Origin of the sequence: Streptosporangium saharense, assembly GCF_014203715.1 — a bacterium.
Classification (GTDB): domain Bacteria; phylum Actinomycetota; class Actinomycetes; order Streptosporangiales; family Streptosporangiaceae; genus Streptosporangium; species Streptosporangium saharense.
In genome coordinates, this window is sequence record NZ_JACHJP010000005.1 from 244989 (window position 1) to 262012 (window position 17024).

The 17024-nt window shown below is 71.4% G+C and carries 17 protein-coding genes; 11 read left to right on the forward strand and 6 right to left on the reverse strand.

Translation table 11 applies throughout. From position 1 onward, the window contains the following. Window positions 1-15 precede the first annotated feature (15 nt). From FHS44_RS24185 to FHS44_RS24235, 11 genes are all read left to right on the forward strand, one after another. Window positions 16-996: a ribose-phosphate diphosphokinase gene (locus tag FHS44_RS24185; protein ID WP_184718422.1), complete on the forward strand. Its 981-nt coding sequence runs from the start codon at window positions 16-18 to the stop codon at window positions 994-996. A 227-nt stretch (window positions 997-1223) separates the two neighbouring features. Next, window positions 1224-1847 carry a 50S ribosomal protein L25/general stress protein Ctc gene (locus FHS44_RS24190; RefSeq protein ID WP_184718424.1) on the forward strand — a complete coding sequence of 208 codons (624 nt, stop codon included), beginning with the start codon at window positions 1224-1226 and terminating at the stop codon, window positions 1845-1847. Window positions 1848-2013: 166 nt separating this feature from the next. Next, entirely contained in the window at window positions 2014-2619 is a 606-nt protein-coding gene (gene pth / locus FHS44_RS24195) for an aminoacyl-tRNA hydrolase (protein ID WP_184718942.1), read from the forward strand. 68 nt (window positions 2620-2687) lie between these two features. Next, window positions 2688-4154, forward strand: a complete 1467-nt coding sequence (locus FHS44_RS24200; protein ID WP_184718426.1) for a sugar transferase — start codon at window positions 2688-2690, stop codon at window positions 4152-4154. Further along, window positions 4154-4921, forward strand: a complete 768-nt coding sequence (locus tag FHS44_RS24205) for a 3'(2'),5'-bisphosphate nucleotidase CysQ (protein WP_184718428.1) — start codon at window positions 4154-4156, stop codon at window positions 4919-4921. The genes FHS44_RS24200 and FHS44_RS24205 overlap by 1 nt, the downstream gene beginning before the upstream one ends. A gap of 19 nt (window positions 4922-4940) precedes the next feature. Next, window positions 4941-5855, forward strand: coding sequence for a sulfate adenylyltransferase subunit CysD (gene cysD, locus FHS44_RS24210; protein WP_184718430.1), 915 nt, complete (start codon window positions 4941-4943; stop codon window positions 5853-5855). Window positions 5856-5905: 50 nt separating this feature from the next. Then, the gene (locus tag FHS44_RS24215) at window positions 5906-6052 is read left to right on the forward strand and encodes a hypothetical protein (protein WP_184718432.1); all 147 of its coding nucleotides are present in this window, start codon (window positions 5906-5908) and stop codon (window positions 6050-6052) included. Beyond that, the gene (gene cysN / locus FHS44_RS24220; RefSeq protein WP_184718434.1) at window positions 6052-7314 is read left to right on the forward strand and encodes a sulfate adenylyltransferase subunit CysN; all 1263 of its coding nucleotides are present in this window, start codon (window positions 6052-6054) and stop codon (window positions 7312-7314) included. Before FHS44_RS24215 ends, cysN begins: the two co-directional genes overlap by 1 nt. A 162-nt stretch (window positions 7315-7476) precedes the next feature. Continuing rightward, complete coding sequence (locus FHS44_RS24225; RefSeq protein WP_184718436.1) at window positions 7477-8436, forward strand: sulfotransferase family protein; 960 nt, start codon at window positions 7477-7479, stop codon at window positions 8434-8436. Continuing rightward, window positions 8433-9344: a glycosyltransferase family 2 protein gene (locus FHS44_RS24230; RefSeq protein ID WP_184718438.1), complete on the forward strand. Its 912-nt coding sequence runs from the start codon at window positions 8433-8435 to the stop codon at window positions 9342-9344. Before FHS44_RS24225 ends, FHS44_RS24230 begins: the two co-directional genes overlap by 4 nt. Further along, on the forward strand, window positions 9344-10186 hold the full coding sequence (locus FHS44_RS24235) for a WecB/TagA/CpsF family glycosyltransferase (RefSeq protein ID WP_184718440.1): 843 nt from the start codon (window positions 9344-9346) through the stop codon (window positions 10184-10186). Before FHS44_RS24230 ends, FHS44_RS24235 begins: the two co-directional genes overlap by 1 nt. Here FHS44_RS24235 and FHS44_RS24240 read toward each other — a convergent pair. Genes FHS44_RS24240 through FHS44_RS24265 form a run of 6 tightly spaced genes read right to left on the reverse strand, consistent with a single transcriptional unit; the run spans window position 10183 to window position 16742 of the window. Beyond that, complete coding sequence (locus tag FHS44_RS24240) at window positions 10183-11109, reverse strand: sulfotransferase (protein ID WP_184718442.1); 927 nt, start codon at window positions 11107-11109, stop codon at window positions 10183-10185. The genes FHS44_RS24235 and FHS44_RS24240 overlap by 4 nt on opposite strands. Beyond that, complete coding sequence (locus tag FHS44_RS24245; RefSeq protein ID WP_184718444.1) at window positions 11106-12401, reverse strand: lipopolysaccharide biosynthesis protein; 1296 nt, start codon at window positions 12399-12401, stop codon at window positions 11106-11108. The genes FHS44_RS24240 and FHS44_RS24245 overlap by 4 nt, the downstream gene beginning before the upstream one ends. Window positions 12402-12416: 15 nt before the next feature. After that, the gene (locus FHS44_RS24250; protein ID WP_184718446.1) at window positions 12417-13274 is read right to left on the reverse strand and encodes a sulfotransferase family protein; all 858 of its coding nucleotides are present in this window, start codon (window positions 13272-13274) and stop codon (window positions 12417-12419) included. Then, complete coding sequence (locus FHS44_RS24255) at window positions 13271-14194, reverse strand: hypothetical protein (protein ID WP_184718448.1); 924 nt, start codon at window positions 14192-14194, stop codon at window positions 13271-13273. Before FHS44_RS24255 ends, FHS44_RS24250 begins: the two co-directional genes overlap by 4 nt. Then, entirely contained in the window at window positions 14191-15486 is a 1296-nt protein-coding gene (locus FHS44_RS24260; RefSeq protein ID WP_184718450.1) for an O-antigen ligase family protein, read from the reverse strand. Before FHS44_RS24260 ends, FHS44_RS24255 begins: the two co-directional genes overlap by 4 nt. Then, the gene (locus tag FHS44_RS24265) at window positions 15483-16742 is read right to left on the reverse strand and encodes a Wzz/FepE/Etk N-terminal domain-containing protein (RefSeq protein ID WP_184718451.1); all 1260 of its coding nucleotides are present in this window, start codon (window positions 16740-16742) and stop codon (window positions 15483-15485) included. The genes FHS44_RS24260 and FHS44_RS24265 overlap by 4 nt, the downstream gene beginning before the upstream one ends. Between the last annotated feature and the right edge of the window lie 282 nt (window positions 16743-17024).

Genomic DNA, 17024 nt, shown 5'->3' on the forward strand with positions numbered 1-17024 from the left:
CAGCGGGAGGACGGCATGAGCAGCGGTATGAAGCAGACCGGCCAGAAGAACCTGATGTTCTTCTCCGGGCGCGCCTATCCGGAGCTGGCCGAGGAGGTGGCCAGCCACCTCGGTGTCAAGACGACGCCGACGACCCTGCGGGACTTCGCCAACGGGGAGATCTACGCCCGCTACCTGGAGTCGGTCCGGGGCTGCGACGCCTTCGTGATGCAGAGCCACACCGGGCCCATCAACAAGTGGATCATGGAGCAGTTGATCATGGTGGACGCGCTCAAGCGCGCCTCCGCCAAGCGGATCACCGTGATCATGCCGTTCTTCGGCTACGCCCGTCAGGACAAGAAGGGCAGGGGGCGCGAGCCCATCACCGCCCGCCTGATGGCCGACCTGTTCAAGACGGCGGGGGCCGACCGGCTGATGTCGATCGACCTGCACACCTCCCAGATCCAGGGCTTCTTCGACGGCCCGGTGGACCACCTGTTCGCCATGCCGGTGCTGGTCAACTACCTCAGGGACAAGCTCGACCTGGAGGCGACCACCATCGTCTCGCCCGACACGGGCCGGGTGCGCCTGTCCGAGCGGTGGGCCGACACGCTGGGCACCCCGATGGCCTTCATCCACAAGCGCCGTGACCTCGACGTGGCCAACCAGGTGACGGTCAACGAGGTCGTCGGCAAGGTGCGGGGCCGTACCTGTGTGCTGATCGACGACATGATCGACACCGCGGGGACGATCTGCAAGGCGGCCGACGCTCTCTACGAGCAGGGCGCGACCAACGTGCTCGTCGCCGCGACCCACGCCGTCTTCTCCGACCCGGCCGTCGATCGCCTGAAGAACTCCAGGATCTCCGAGGTGATCGTCACCAACACGCTGCCGCTCGCCGAGGACAAGCGCTTCGACAAGCTCACCGTGCTCTCGATCGCCCCGCTGATCGCCCGCGCGATCACCGAGGTGTTCAGCGACGGCTCGGTGACCAGCCTCTTCGAGGGCGACAGCTGACCTTCCACGCGGTACGGCCCGGCCTCCCGGGCCGTACTCCCCCCTGCGACCCGCTAGGCTGTTGGGGTTGCGTGAGGACGTCGTCGATGCCTGGACATCGGCTCGAAGGCGTCCGAGCGGCCGGGTGTGAGCCCGGCGAAGAAACACAGCGCTCGTAACGCCTTCCGCTAGGGCGGGTGAGGGAGAGCGCGTCCTTTCCACCGACGAAGATCCCTAGGAGATCCGCCGTGTCCGAGGTAGTCATCACCGCCGAGTCCCGCAACGACTTCGGCAAGGGCGCCGCCCGCAAGATCCGCCGCGAGCACAAGGTGCCCGCCGTCCTCTACGGTCACGGTACCGAGCCCCAGCACCTGTCCCTGCCGGGCCACGAGCTGCTGCTGGCGCTGCGCACCCCGAACGTCCTGATCCGCCTCCAGGGCGCGGTCACCGAGCTGGCGCTGCCCAAGGGCGTCCAGCGTGACCCGCTCAGGGGCTTCCTTGAGCACGTCGACCTCCTGCTGGTCAAGCGTGGCGAGAAGGTCACCGTCGACATCCCCGTCACCGTGACCGGCGAGGTCGCCGACGGCATCCTCGACCAGCAGCTCGTCTCCATCTCGGTCGAGGCCGAGGCCACGCACATCCCGACGGGTGTCGAGGTCGACATCGAGGGCCTGGAGATCGGCGCCCAGGTCACCGCGGGCGACCTGAAGCTGCCCAAGGGCACGACCCTGGTCGCCGACCCCGAGACGCTGGTCCTGCACGTCACCGCCGCCCCGACCGCCGAGCCCGAGCCCGAGGCCGCCGAGGGTGAGCAGGCCGCCGCAGCCGAGGGTGAGGCCGCGGAGGGCGAGTCCGCCGAGGCCGCCGAGTAGGACGGAACCCCACGCCGTTCGGGCGTACGGCTGCTCGCCGTACCCCCGAAGGCGGGTGATCCGAGCACGCCGGGGGCGCGCGGTCATCGCGTCATCCCTCGTCAGGGCAGTCCGGGACCGGGCTGCCCTGACGCGCGTGCGAGACCTGACGCGCATGCGAGAAGGGATGCCGACCGTGGACCGCTGGCTGGTCGTTGGTCTGGGGAACCCCGGCCCCGAGTACGTGGGGAACCGGCACAACGCGGGCTTCATGGTGCTCGACGAGCTGGCCGCGCGGGCCGGGGGACGGTTCAAGGTCCACAGGTCGCGGGCCGAGGTGCTCGAAGGTCGCGTGGCGGGTTTCCCCGCGGTGCTGGCCAAGCCGCTGTCGTTCATGAACCTCTCCGGCGGCCCGGTCAAGGCCCTGGCCGACTTCTACAAGGTCGAACCGGCCCGGGTGATCGTGGTCCACGACGAGCTGGACGTCCCCTACGGCGCGCTCAGGGCCAAGCTCGGTGGCGGCGACAACGGCCACAACGGGCTGAAGTCGATCACCAAGTCCCTCGCGACCCGTGACTACCTGCGGGTCCGCTTCGGGATCGGCCGTCCGCCTGGCCGGATGGACGCCGCCTCCTTCGTCCTGCGCGACTTCGCGACCGCCGAGCGCAAGGACCTGGCGTTCCTGGTGGACAAGGCGGCCGACGTGGTCGAGTCGCTGATGAAGGCCGGTCTCGAACCCACCCAGAACGCCTTCCACGCCACGGATCTCAACATCTCCGGTCCGCCTCGCTGATACTTTCCGCCTTCGAACCGCGCGACTCCCTTTCCTGGCGCTAGCATTCGGTCACTGTCCGTTGGTGCATGGTTACGCAGGGGGAATGTGTGCGTGACGTAACCGTCGCCCAGGCGAGGCCGAGGGCCGCGCAGGCGGCCCGACCGAGCCTGCCGGGCTGGGTCCGTCGCTACCGGGTGCGGGCCGCCGTCGCCGATCTCGGCTCCGCCTCCCTCGCCGGGGCGCTCGCCCTGTTCGTTCGGTTCGGCGAGGTGACTCCCTATGTGACCCCCTACGTGCTGCTGAGCCTCGCGCTCCCGGTCGTCTGGGTCTGCGCGATCAGGGCCAACCGCGCCTACGAGCCCCGGCTGATCGGGCTCGGGGCCGAGGAGTTCCAGCGGATCTTCCAGTGCGGCTTCACCATCACCGCGGCCCTCGCCATCGGCGCCTACGTGACCAAGACCGACGTGGCCAGGGGATACGTGGTGCTCGCCCTGCCGCTGGCGACGCTGCTGACCATCCTCGCGAGGTACGGCCTGCGCCGCCGACTGCACCGCAGACGCGCCCAGGGGGCCTGCATGCGCCGGGTCGTCGCGGTCGGCCACCGCGCCTCGGTCACCGACCTGGTCCGCCGCTTCCGCAGGGAGCGCTACCACGGCATGGAGGTCGTCGGCGTCTGCGTGCCGTACGACGGGATGGGGGATGTCGAGGGCGTTCCGGTGCTCGGGGGGCTGTCCGACGTCCCGATCGCCGTCCCCCAGGTCGCGGCCGACACGGTCGCGGTCCTGGCCTGTCCCGAGATGGACGGGGTGGCGCTGCGGCGCCTGGCCTGGAGGCTTGAGCGCACCGAGACCGACCTGGTCGTCGCCCCGGCGCTGATGGAGGTCGCCGGGCCGAGGATCACGATCCGCCCCGTGGCGGGGCTGCCGCTGCTGCACGTGGAACACCCGGAGCTGACCGGGCCGCGCCAGCTCGCCAAGAACCTCTTCGACCGGGTCGGCGCCGGGCTGCTGCTCGTCGCGCTGCTGCCGTTGTTCGCCGTGCTGCCGGTGGCCGTACGCGCCTCGGGGCCTGGACCGGTGTTCTTCAGGCAGCGGCGGGTCGGCAGGGACGGCGTCGAGTTCACGATCTACAAGTTCCGCACCATGACCACCGACGCGGAACGGCGGCGGGTCGAGCTGACCGGCGACGGGCAGAGCGTGCTCTTCAAGATCCGCAACGACCCGCGCATCACCCCGGTCGGCGCCATGCTGCGGCGTCACTCCCTGGACGAGCTGCCGCAACTGGTCAACGTGCTGCTCGGCCAGATGTCGCTGGTCGGTCCGAGACCGCCGCTTCCCGAGGAGGTCGCCCAGTACGGGGACGACGTCCGGCGCCGACTGTTGGTCAAGCCCGGCATGACCGGATTGTGGCAAGTCAGTGGGCGGTCTGACCTATCTTGGGAGGAATCTGTACGGTTGGACCTACGCTATGTGGAGAACTGGTCCCTCACCCTGGACCTGCAGATCCTGTGGAAGACCTGGTCGGCTGTCGCGCGAGGGGCTGGAGCATACTGATGACGATTCGCGACGACCACGTTCTCGCCGCGGACCTGGCGACGAGGGCGGGCGAGCTGCTGCTCGCCCTGCGCGAGAAGGTGGGCTTCGACGACCCGGCCGCGCTGCGCGCCGAAGGCGACTCCGCCTCACACCGCTTCCTGATGGACGCGCTGGCGACCTCACGTCCAGGTGACAGTGTGCTGTCCGAGGAGGCGCCCCAGGACGAGCGTCTCGACCCCCGCCGTCTCACGGCGGAGCGGGTGTGGATCGTCGATCCGCTCGACGGCACCCGCGAGTTCGGCGAGGAGGGCCGCGACGACTGGGCGGTCCACGTGGCGCTGTGGGAGCACGGCGCGCTGGGCGCCGGGGCGGTCGCGCTGCCCGCCGCGGGTGTTACGCCGTCCACCCTTGAGCCTCCCGCCCTGCCGCAGCTCAGGACCGGCGCGCGGCCGAGGATCGCGGTCAGCAGGAGCAGGCCCCCCGAGTTCGTCGTCGAGCTGGCCGACCGCATCGGGGCCGAACTGGTGCCGATCGGCTCGGCGGGCGCCAAGATCTCCGCGGTCCTCACCGGCCGCGTCGAGGCCTACGTGCACGCGGGTGGCCAGTACGAGTGGGACTCCGCGGCCCCGGTCGCCGTCGCCCTCGCCTCGGGAGCCCACGCCAGCCGGATCGACGGCTCCCCCCTGACCTACAACCAGGGTGACCCGTTCCTGCCGGATATTCTTGTTTCCCTACCGGAACTGGCGCCGACCTTGCTCGCCGGAATCCGGGATCTCCACCGATAATCCCCGCTAGGAGAGTCAGATGCTTCAGTGCGACTACACCACGTCGCAGCTCGATGTCCTTGAGGCAGAGGCCATTCACATCATGCGTGAGGTGGCGGCCGAGTTCGAGCGTCCCTGTCTGCTCTTCTCCGGTGGTAAAGACTCGATCGTCATGCTCCGCATCGCGGAGAAGGCCTTCTGGCCCGCGCCCATCCCCTTCCCGCTGATGCACGTCGACACCGGGCACAACTTCCCCGAGGTGATCGAGTTCCGCGACCGCAGGGTGGCCGAGCTGGGCGCCCGCCTCGTCGTGGCCAGCGTGCAGGACTCCATCGACGCCGGGCGCGTCACCGAGGAGACGGGCCGCAGGGCCTCCCGCAACCGGCTGCAGACCACGACCCTGCTCGACGCGATCGAGGACAACGAGTACGACGCCGTGTTCGGCGGGGCCCGCCGCGACGAGGAGAAGGCCCGCGCCAAGGAGCGCGTCTTCTCCTTCCGCGACGACTTCGGCCAGTGGGACCCGAAGAACCAGCGGCCCGAGCTGTGGAACCTCTACAACGGGCGCATCCGCAAGGGCGAGCACATCCGGGTGTTCCCGCTGTCCAACTGGACCGAGCTCGACGTCTGGGACTACATCCGGCGCGAGGGCATCGAGATCCCGTCGATCTACTACGCCCACCGGCGCAAGGTGTTCGAGCGCGACGGCATGCTGCTGTCCGACACCGAGTTCATCCTCCGCGACGAGGACGAGCCGCTCGTCGAGATGACGGTCCGCTACCGCACGGTCGGCGACGTGACCTGCACCGGCGCCGTCCAGTCGACCGCGGCCACGGTCGAGGAGATCATCGAGGAGATCGCGGTGACCCGGCTCACCGAGCGCGGCGCGACCCGCGCCGACGACCGGGCCTCCGAGGCGGCGATGGAGGACCGCAAGCGGGAGGGATACTTCTAGTGCGTGAGGTCCTGTCGCACCGGCCCGTCCCTCCCTGGGAGGGGACGCGCGTGAGCCTGGGGGCCTTCCCCAACGGCCGCGCCCTGTCTCACCTGCCGCTGCCCGCCGCCCCGGTGTGGGAACGGCCCCACCCGCTCGGCCCGCCCGCCGCGCGGCCTTCCCGTGCCAGCCGTACGACCTCTGGAGAGCAGCTCTGATGGACATCCTTCGCTTTGCCACCGCGGGAAGCGTCGACGACGGGAAGTCGACCCTCATCGGCCGCCTGCTCTTCGACTCGAAGGCGATCTTCGAGGACCAGCTTGAGGCCGTCGAGCGCACCTCCCGCGACCGCGGCACCGAGTACACCGACCTGTCGCTGCTCACCGACGGCCTGCGGGCCGAGCGGGAGCAGGGCATCACGATCGACGTGGCCTACCGCTACTTCGCCACGCCCAAGCGCAAGTTCATCATCGCCGACACCCCGGGCCACATCCAGTACACCAGGAACATGGTCACCGGCGCCTCGACCGCCGACCTGGCGATCATCCTGATCGACGCGCGCAAGGGCGTGATCGAGCAGTCGCGGCGGCACGCCTTCCTGACGACGCTGCTGCGGGTGCCGCACCTGGTGCTCGCGGTCAACAAGATGGACCTGGTCGACTACTCCCAGGAGCGGTTCGAGGAGATCCGTGAGGAGTTCACGGCCTTCGCCTCCAAGCTGAACGCCCCGGACCTCACGTTCATCCCGATCTCGGCGCTGCACGGCGACAACGTGGTCTCCCGCTCGGAGAACATGCCGTGGTACAACGGCTCCTCGCTGCTGCACCACCTGGAGCACCTGCACATCGCCTCCGACCGCAACCTGGTGGACGTGCGCTTCCCGGTGCAGTACGTGATCAGGCCGCAGCGGGCGACCGACCCGGCCTTCCACGACTACCGCGGTTACGCGGGCCAGGTCGCGGGCGGGGTGCTCAAGCCGGGCGACGAGGTCATGCACCTGCCCTCCGGGCTGACCACGCGCATCGCCTCGATCGACACCTTCGGCGGTCCCGTCGAGGAGGCCTTCCCGCCCATGTCGGTGACCCTCCGCCTTGAGGACGACATCGACATCTCCCGGGGCGACATGATCTGCCGCCCGAACAACCAGCCGCACGCCGCCCAGGAGCTTGAGGCGATGGTCTGCTGGATGACCGACGCGAGCAAGCTGGGCCCGCGCACCAAGCTGACCATCAAGCAGACGACCCGTACGGCCCGCGCCCTGGTCCGCGACCTGCACTACCGGATCGACGTCAACACGCTGCACCGCGACGAATCGGCCCAGAGCCTCGGCCTGAACGAGATCGGCCGGGTCTCGCTGCGCGTCACCCAGCCGCTGTTCGTGGACGACTACGCGAGGAACCGCCTCACCGGCGGGTTCATCCTCATCGACGAGACGACCAGCAACACCGTCGGCGCCGGGATGATCGTCGAGGCCCGCTGACACCTTCTCTCTGGTCCCCTTCACCGCCCGCCGTACGCGGGTGGGGGAGGGGACCTTCGCGTTGCGGGGACCGGTAGATCGTTTTCCCGTTCCGCGACCCCCATGTGACTCTCCGCGCTAGTCTCGGCACGTTCCGTATCCGGCCGGTGAGGATTCGTGCCCGTGTCTGACAGTCCGTCCCCCGCCAGGGTCGTCTTCCTTGGTGGTCTCGGCCGCAGCGGCACCACGTTGCTCGAACGCCTGCTCGGCGAGGTCCCCGGCATCGTCCCGCTCGGCGAGGTCGCCCACCTCTGGTCGCGCGGCGTGCTCGCGAACGAGAACTGCGGGTGCGAGCAGCCGTTCGGCACCTGCCCGTTCTGGCGCGAGGTCGGCGCGCGGGCTTTCGGCGGTTGGTCGCGGGAGCTCGCCGGAAGGGTCGTCACGCTCGGGCGGCGGGTCGACCGCACCCGGCACATCCCCGCCCTCGCCCAGCTCATGGCCGACGGCAGGACGGGCGCCCCCTGCTGGCCGTCGCGCAGGACCGCCGCCCTGGGGGAGTACGCCGCGGCCCACCGCCGTCTCTACGACGCGGCCGGTGAGATCGCCGACTGTCCGGTCGTCGTCGATTCGAGCAAGCACGCCTCCCTGGCCTTCTGCCTGGCCGCCGCGGGGGTGGACGTGCACGTCGTGCACGTCGTGCGCGACCCCAGGGCCGTCGCCCACTCCTGGCACAGGCGGGTCGTCCGCCCGGAGAACGGCTCCCCGATGACCCGCTGGTCACCGGCCCGCACCTCGGTGCACTGGCTGGCCCAGAACCTCGGCATCGAGCTCCTGGCCCGTGGCGGCGTGCCCGTCACCAGGGTCCGCTACGAGGACCTCGTCCGGGCTCCGGCGGACACGCTCAGGCACCTGACCGGCAGGATCGGCCTGCCCGCCCGCCTCGACTTCCTGACCGGCGGCGAGGCCCTGCTCTCCAGGGCGCACACGGTCGCGGGCAACCCGGTGCGCTTCACGGTCGGCCCGCTCGGGCTGGTCCCCGACGAGGCCTGGCGCACCTCGGCCCCGGTCCTGCACCGCCGCCTGGTCACCGCGCTGACCTGGCCACTGATGATCAAGTACGGCTATCGCGGGAGGCTCGTGTGAGACCGTCGGTGGGAGTGGTCATCCCCACGAGAGGCCACAGACCGGAGCACCTGCGCGCCGCCACGCGCGCCGCCCTCGGCCAGACATACTCCGGCGAGGTCGAGGTTGTCGTCGTCGCGGACGGCACGGGGAGCGCGCGGGTCACCGACCAGCTCGCCGACCTCCTCGTCCCCGGGGCACGGAGCGTCCGGGTCGTGCCCAACCGGCGCCTGCCCGGCCTTCCCGGGGCGCGCAACACCGGCATCGAGGCACTCGGCACCGACCTGGTCGCCTTCTGCGACGACGACGACCAGTGGGCGCCGGGCAAACTCGCCGCCCAGGTCGGGGCGCTCACGGCGCGGCCGGACGCGGAGTTCGCCAGCTGCGCCATCGAGGTCGAGTACGGCTCCCGCCGCGTTCCGCGCCTCGCGGGGACTTCCACGGTCACCCGGGCCCACCTGCTGCGCTCGCGGATGGCGATGGTGCACTCCTCGACCTTCCTGTTCAGGCGGGGCGCGTTCCTGGTGGACGAGAGCGCGCCGAACGGCCAGAACGAAGACTGGGACCTGGCGCTGCGCGCCGCCACGTGCCGTCCCATCGCGCACGTGGACCGTCCACTGGTACGCGTCCGATGGGGCGCCTCGCTGTACGCGACCCGGTGGGCGGACCGCATAGCCGGGCTTGAGTGGATGCTCGCCCGGCACCCCGATCTGGCCGTGGACCCGCGCGGCGCGGCACGGGTCTACGGCCAGATCGCCTTCCACAACGCGGCCCTCGGCCGTCGCAGGGAGGCGGGCCGCTGGGCGCTTCGGGCCCTCGCCGTACGGCGTGGCGAGCCCCGGGCGCCCATCGCGCTGGCCGTGGCGGCCGGTCTGGTCTCGGCCCACACGGTGCTGGACGTGCTGCACCACCGCGGGCACGGCATCTGATGGCGACCGGTACGGCCAGGACCCAGGGCAGGCGGCGTCGTGACAAGACCCTGGACAGGGCGCGGGACGAGGCGGCCCGTAAGCGCCGCAGGGTGCGGGTCGCGGGGCTCGTCCTCGACCCGATGAGCGAGGGCGAGGTCGTCGATCACGTGATCGCCTCGCTGAAGTGCGGTGAGGGCGGCCACCTGGTGACCCCCAACGTGGACATCGGCTGGGCCGTCGCCCGCGACCCCGAGGCGCGTGAGCTGGTCGAGAATGCCGATCTGGCGGTCGCGGACGGTATGCCGCTGGTGTGGGCGGCCGATCTGCTCGGCACGCCGGTTCCCGGCAGGGTCACCGGCGCCGACCTGATCTGGTCCCTGTCCGAGGCGGCGGCCTTCTACCGCTACCCGGTCTATCTGCTCGGTGGCCCGCAGGGCGCGGCCAGGCAGGCGGCGGCCCGGCTGCTCGAACGCCACCCCCGCCTGGACGTCGTGGGGGCCGACGCCCCGCCGCCCGGGTTCGAGACGACCGAGGAGGGCTACGCGAAGGTCAAGGAGGACCTGCTGGCCGCCGCGCCCCGGGTGGTCTTCGTGGGCCTCGGCTTCCCCAAGCAGGACCGGCTCATCGCGCGGCTCCGCCAGGACATGCCCGCGACCTGGTTCGTCGGCTGCGGCGCGGCGATAGCCTTCGCGGCGGGTACGGCCCGCAGGGCGCCGATGTGGATGCGGCGCTCCGGGCTCGAATGGCTCTTCCGGCTGATCAACGAGCCCGGCAGGCTGGCCCGCCGCTATCTCCTGCACGACCTGCCGTTCGCGCTCAAGCTGCTCACGGTCTGTCTGCTGCGGCGGCTCTTCTCCTAGGTGGAGACCAGCTCCAGGACGCGGCGGGTCTCCTCGGGGCTGAGCCGGTTGGCCGCGTTGGTCAGGGCCAGCCGGGAGTCCATCGGGCGGTAGGCCGTACGGGACAGACCGCTCCACGCGAAGCCGAGGCCGCCCGACGCCGCCGCCGATGCCGTGGACGCCGTGCAGGCCCGCAGGACGCGTTCGCGGGCCTTGGCGGACCAGGTCAGGCCCAGCCTGCCGTACAGGGCGCGGAACCCCGCCTCGGGGTCGGCGGCGAGGTCCTCGTAGCGGACCAGGGTGATGCCCGGGTGCCCGGCCGCCAGGGTGGTGGTGACCCGCCTGGCCGCCCGCCACAGCGCGACCGCCTTGGCGATGCGGTCCTGGCAGCCGATGAGAGCGCGCAACGCCTCAAGGTGCGGGTGGTCCCTGACGAGCAGCGGCTGTTCGAGCAGCTCGTGGAAGTAGACGGTCCAGCCGAGCCGCTGCCAGCTGCCCACGAACGGCACCGCGTCACGCTGCAGGACGACCACCCGGCAGCCGAGGCGTTCGGCGAACCACCCGGCGGAGAACAGGGCGAACGGGTCGTCGAGCAGCGCCCGCCGCCCAAGCAGCCGCCCCAGCGTGAAGGCCGTGCCGTACCTCGCCATCCTGGCCAGGTCGTACGGCGAGCGGTTGCGCCGCAGCTCGGCCAGGAACCGGTAGCGCAGCGCGACCGTGTCGGTGAAGGCGGGCAGCCAGGCGTCCTCGTTGTCCCGGCAGATGTACTGGAAACGGTGGGTGACGTGGGCGTTCAGCACCCCCGGGCAGCGGCCCGGCGGGTGCTGGGGGTTGAGCGGCTCGTTGACGTAGACCAGACCGCCGCCCGCGGCCAGCATCTTGCCCGTCCAGCTCGTGCCGCTCCTGGGCAGTCCCGTGACCAGCACGGGAACCCTGCCCGTCACCGGGTCCTCCAGGGCCGCAGCGCCTCCAGGCTGTGGGCGCCGAAGGGACGCAGGCCGAGGCGGCGGTGGATCTGCCACAGCGGCAGCAGGTTCTTGACCAGCGTGCCCGCGGCCCAGGCGAAGGCGGCGCCCGCAGCGCCGTACACCGGAGTCAGGCACACCCCGCAGGCCGTCGTCACCGTGATCGCGGCCAGGAGGTTGACCAGGCTGGAGCGGGTGTGCCCGGCGGCGGTCAGCACCACGTCGACCATGCCGCAGGCCCCGGCGAGCATCATCGTCACCGCGAGGACCAGCGCGACGGCGGCCCCCGGGGCGTATCCCTCACCGAGGAGGCCGAGCAGCCACGGAGCGCACACGGCGTATCCCAGCCAGAGTGGCCAGGTCAGCGCCACCAGCCACGTCGTCGCCGACTGGTACAGCGCGCGGGCACGGCCCAGATCACCGGTGGCCAGCGCCTCGACCAGTCTGGGCTGCGCCGCCTGGGCCAGCCCCCGGTTGACGAGCTGGCCGACCACCTTGAAGCGGGTCGCCGCGGTGTAGACGGCCGCCTCCGCGGGCCCGGCGAGGGCCGCCACGACCATGACGTCCAGCCGCTGGAACACCGCCTGGATCGCGGCCGCCACCGACCTGGGCCAGGTGTGCCGCCACAGCTCACGCGCGCTCTCCCCGATGTACGGCGTGCGGGGCAGCCGCCCGCGCAGCCAGAGCGCGGCCAGGCACAGCACCGGCACGTACGGCAGCGCCCAGGCGGCCACCAGGACCGGGACCGTCCGCGTTCCGCAGGAGAGGGCGAGCGCGACCAGCGCGAACTGGGCGAGCGGCTGGAGCAGGCCGTCGAGCAGCAGGGTCGGCAGCATCCCGAAGCCGCGCGTCGCAGAGACCAGGACGTCCGCGCACACCACGGCGGGCAGCGCGACCGCGAGCACCCGGAACGCCGGGTCGGACAGGCAGACGAACAGGACCGCGCCCACGACCACCGAGAGCGTCGCGACCGGCGCCAACGCCGCCCTGACCTGGCTACGCGCCCGGTCGTGGCCGGAGGCCCCGGCGAGGGCGTGGACGAGCCCGTTGCCCGCGTCGAGCCGCAGGACGCCCGCGACGGTCAGGCACAGCGCGGTCGCGGTGAAGAAGGCCCCTGCCGTGTGCCTGTCGGTGCCCCTGGTGACCAGCACGACCGTCAGGAACTGGGCGCCCGCCCCGACCCCGGCCCCGGCGAGCCCCGCGAGGCCGTCCCTGGCCACCCCTTCGACGCGGGGCAGCCTGGCCAGCCCTGCGGAGATCAGCGTCACCATGGTGCCCCCACGCGGTCAGCGGCGCCACGACGGGGTCGCGCCGAGCCAGCGGGACAGCTGGGTGTCCCACTCCTCGAAGTGGTCGGTGAGCTCACGGCGCAACGAGTCGGGCATCGGGCAGGGCCGGGGACGGGCGTTGTGCTGCTCGAAGACCGGGTCACCGATGTGCGGCAGCCCCAGGAACTCCAGCACCCGGTCGTAGACGATCTCGGGCTCGGCGAAGAACCGCCCGCTGTCGATCACGAGGATCCGGTCCCTGCCGATCAGCGGCTCGAACCGGGCGAGCTGCTCGGCGTAGCGGCCCCTGGCGAGGTAGCCGTGGTGGCGGTGGGCGTGACTCGTCGAGCAGGGCTCGGCGCACAGACCCTCGGCGGTCCCGGTGAGGCGCTCCTCCTCAAGCTCGACGGCCTTGGCGAAGGAGAACTCCGTCTCGAACCCCCTGGCCAGCTCGTGGGCGTGCGCGGAGAAGGCGCGTTCCACCGGGTCGCGCACCAGGACGATCAGCTTCACGCCCGGCAGGTCCCAGGCGATGCGGGAGGCGGCCAGCGGGTGGAACAGGTAGTAGGGGGAGGACTCGAAGACGTGCGGGCGGCAGCCGTACCTGCGGGTCAGCTTGGAGATCCTCGCGCGCAGCGGGAAGTGCGCGCGGTACCACGACAGGCCGCGGTCGTAGGCGACGTCGAAGTAGTGAACGCCCTTGTGGAGCACGGGCTTGAGGATCAGCGGATGCTGGGAGAGCGCCCGGTAGAGCGAGGTGGTTCCCGCGCGCTGCGCCCCGGCGATCAGGAAGGAGGGCAGCACCCGCCCCCCGGAGGTGAACCGGCCGGTGGTCCGCGTGACGGCGTGCACGGAACGTTTCAGCAGGGGATTCACGACAGGAGCTCCTGGAAGTCGACGACGGGGTTGAGCCAGCGCTCCGGCGGCCCGAGGGGGGCGTGGCCGTCGGCCGCGTGCCGGTCGGCGAGCGCGATCAGGTAGCGGATCACGGTCAGCCTGGCCTCGGCGGAGGAGAGCCCGAAGAGGGCCAATGTCGGCAGGGCCTGGGACAGGCACGCCCTGGCGGCCGTCGCCGGGTCGTTGCGGCGCAGGAGGCGGTGGAAGAGGTGGTGGACGGCGTCGAAACCGAGCGGGACCCCGGTGCCGAACCGCTCCCAGTCCCACACCAGCAGCCTGCCGTCCGCGGCGCGGGCGATGTTCCACGGGGAGAGGTCGCCGTGCCAGGAGAAGTCCTGTCCCGGGGGGACGGGCAGGTGGGCGATCTCGGTGACGGCCTCGACGAGGAGGCGGCCGGGGACGGGCAGTGCGCGGGGGCCACGCCGTACGGGAAGGGGGGAGAGGGCGAGCACCGACAGGCCGCGCCAGGTTCCGTGGTGGAGCACGGTCGGCGCGACGACGGTCTTCAGCGGCGTGTCGGCGAGCATGGCGAGCGTGCGCGCCTCGTGCGTGACGAGGTCGCGGACCCTGGCCGTGTCGCCGATCTTCACGAAGGCGGCGAGCCCGTCCCGGGTGTGGGCTTCGAGGATCGGCTTGCGGTTGGCGCGTACGGCGGGGCGGACGTGCAGCACGACCCGGACCGGGGCGCCCAGCGCCTGACCGAGGTAGGTCTCGATGGTGTCGTGCCCCGAGGGCACCAGCACCCTCCTGCCCGGGTGCCACCACGCGCGGGGCGCCAGCCTGCGGGGTAGCGTGCGGTGGGGGAGCAGGCTGTAGGGGCGGGGCTCGCCGTCGGTGGTGGGGAACAGCAGACCGACGGTCCTGCTGAGGTAGCGCAGCCGGACGCGGGCGTCGTTCATACGGCGGTCCCCCTCGCCATCGAGTTCCTCCAGAGCAGCGCGAACGAGATGAGATACAGGCTGAGCGGCGTGACCAGCCCGTCGTAGACGAACATGTAGAGCAGGGTCAGGATCATCACCAGCACCCCGGCCAGGCCGACGGGGCTGCGGTCCGACCAGTGGCGGCGGATCGCCCCGGCGAAGAACGCCACGTAGAGCCCGGCCCCGACGAACCCCTGGGTGATCATCAGGTGCCAGAGCTGGCCGTCGCTGCCCAGCGGCGGGTGGCCGCACTCCCCGCACCAGTCGGTCCTGCCGGTGGTGATCGTGCGGTGGTTGCCCGTGGCGTTCCTGGTGTTGCCGTAGCCGATGATCGGCGAGGTGCGCGCGGCGGCGACGGTCGCCGAGACGGTGAAGGCGCGGATGTCGTTGCTGTGCGGGTTGTCCAGCCGGGCGGCGACCATCGTGCGCAACGGGCTCAGGAGCAGCAGCAACGCCCCGGCGGCGATGGCGGAGCAGGCCATGATGCGGGTCCGCGCGCCAAGGCGCAGCAGCAGGTAGCCCGCCGCGACCCCGAGGCCGATCCACAGGCCCCGGTTCAGGGAGTAGACGACGGGGACGGCGCAGAGCGCGAGCAGCGGGGCCACGGCCAGGCGCCTGCGCGGCCCGCCGTACGTCCACCAGCCGACCACGAACCAGACCAGCAGCACCGAGACGTTGCTTCCCCAGGCGTTGGCCCACTCGAAGGGAGCCTCCGGCCGGGGGGAGGCGTGGCCGAGGACCTTCTGCACCTGGGCCGCGGTCGGGTGGATCAGGTTGTGCACGTAGGGGTTGTCGGCGATCCAGCCGGGCAGCAGCATCTCCACCGGCGAGGTGAGGTCGGCGCCGGGGGCGAACACCCCGAGTAGGCCGCCCGCCACGGTCGTGACGAACAGGGCGCCGAGCATGCGCACCAGCGTGAGCTGCGGAAGCTCCCGCTCGGTCAGGTTGCCCAGGTAGAGGACCATGATCAGAAGCGAGACGTACAGGGCGAGGCGCATCAGGTAGCCGAGCACCCGCCCGAGCCCGAGATCGCCGTAGGTCCCCGGCGGCATCTCCCCCAGCATGAGCGCGCTGACGAGGTAACCGGCGAGCAGCATCAGCCAGAGGCCGAACCCCTTGGGAACTTTGATCGGCCTTCGCCGCCACAGCACCGCCGCCATCACCGGGGCCAGCACGACGATCGACAGGCCGCCGAAGCCGAGCGCCCACCAGACGGGGTAACCGACGAGCAGCGCGGCGATCGGCCAGGCCGCCCGGTCCAGCCCTCTCACGGGGGGAAGGCCGTCTCGGTCGGGGAGAGCGTCCTGATCGGCACGGTCGGCACAGAGGCCCCGGCGACCCATTTACCCGGCTCTTTGCCGGGTTCTCTGCCTGGCTCTCTGCTCGGTTTCTCGGGGGTACGGCTGGCGGGGACGTCCGCGGAGTGGTTCACCGGGAAGGACGGGGGGCGGCCGCCGTTGGGGGGCTCCTCGCGCCGGGGAGTGGTGCCGTACGCCTTGCGTGTCTCCTGCGGGGTCTTCTGGGGGTTGTCGGTGGGAGAGGTGAGCAGGCCGCCGACGACCGGCATGCCCTGGCGCGCGAGGCGCTGCACGGCCCTGGCCATCCCGCGTGGGGAGGTCTTCGCCACGCTGACCAGCAGCATCGCGCCCTCCCTTCCCGCGAGCCGTTCGATCTCCTCGGGGCGTGCCCGCAGGACGGCGCCGTCGAGGCCGGTCACGGGGGTGTCCTGTCTGGTGGGGCGGTCGCGTAACCAGGCGAGGCCGACCCCGGCGAGGAGTCCGGCCATCAGGCCGCTGCCGAGGTAGAGGGGCGGGCTGGGCTGGCTGGCCGAGGTCGGGGGGACGGCCTCGCTGATCACGGTGCCGGGGGTCACGGCCACGGTCCGCAGCGCGTCGTACTTCACGGTGAGGTTGTAGACCTGGCGGCCGAGGACGTTCTGCCGCTGCGCGGCCAGGGTGTGCTCCGCCGTACCCTTGCCGAGGCTTGGCAGGGAGGCGACGACGGCGGACAGGCTGGCGTTGACCTGTCTCAGCTTGGTCATGAGGGCCTTGAGCTGGGCGTCCAGTGCCCGGGCCGCGCTCTCGCGCCGGTTGTCGAGGTAGGCCCTGGCGTAGGCGCTCGCCCCCGCGGCGGCGGCGGCCGGGTCCGAGGCGGTGTAGGAGACGCGCAGGACCGAGGTGTTCGGGGGCACGGAGACCTCGACCGGCCCGGGGACGCCGCCGAGCGTGTGCCCGGCCTTCCCGGCGACCACGGCCGACTGGGCGACCTGGGCCTCGGTGTCGAGGTTGAGCGCCTCGCGCTGCCGGTTGGTGACCTGGTTCGTCTGCTCCTGCAGGCCCGTGGGGGTGACCAGCACCTCGGCGGAGGCGGTGTAGGAGGCGGGGATCACGCGCAGCAGCACGGCGCCGGAGCCGACGCCACCGGCGAGCAGGAACAGGATGGTCGGCCAGCGGCGGCGGAGGAAGGAGATGTAGTCCGTCAGGTCTCCGCCGGGGCGGCGGACCGAGGCGTCCGGCGGAGGGCTCATACGTTTCGAGTCCTTTTCGAGGGGATTTGATATGGGGGGTCGGTGATTCCGAACCCTAGGAACTATAGGTCCGCCTGCTGTTTCCTCGATCCGATACACAAGATTTTTGTCGTGGTCGCCGCTATGGCGGCATGAAAATAAACACCATTTATCGGATATTTCCTCACGATTGCCATGGGGGTCCGGCGCCGGGGCGCCGAAGCCCATGACATGGCACGTCCGCGCGATGGCAGGCTTGGGGCGTGCCCGCGCTCGCGGGACCGGAAACCGGGAAAGCGGAAT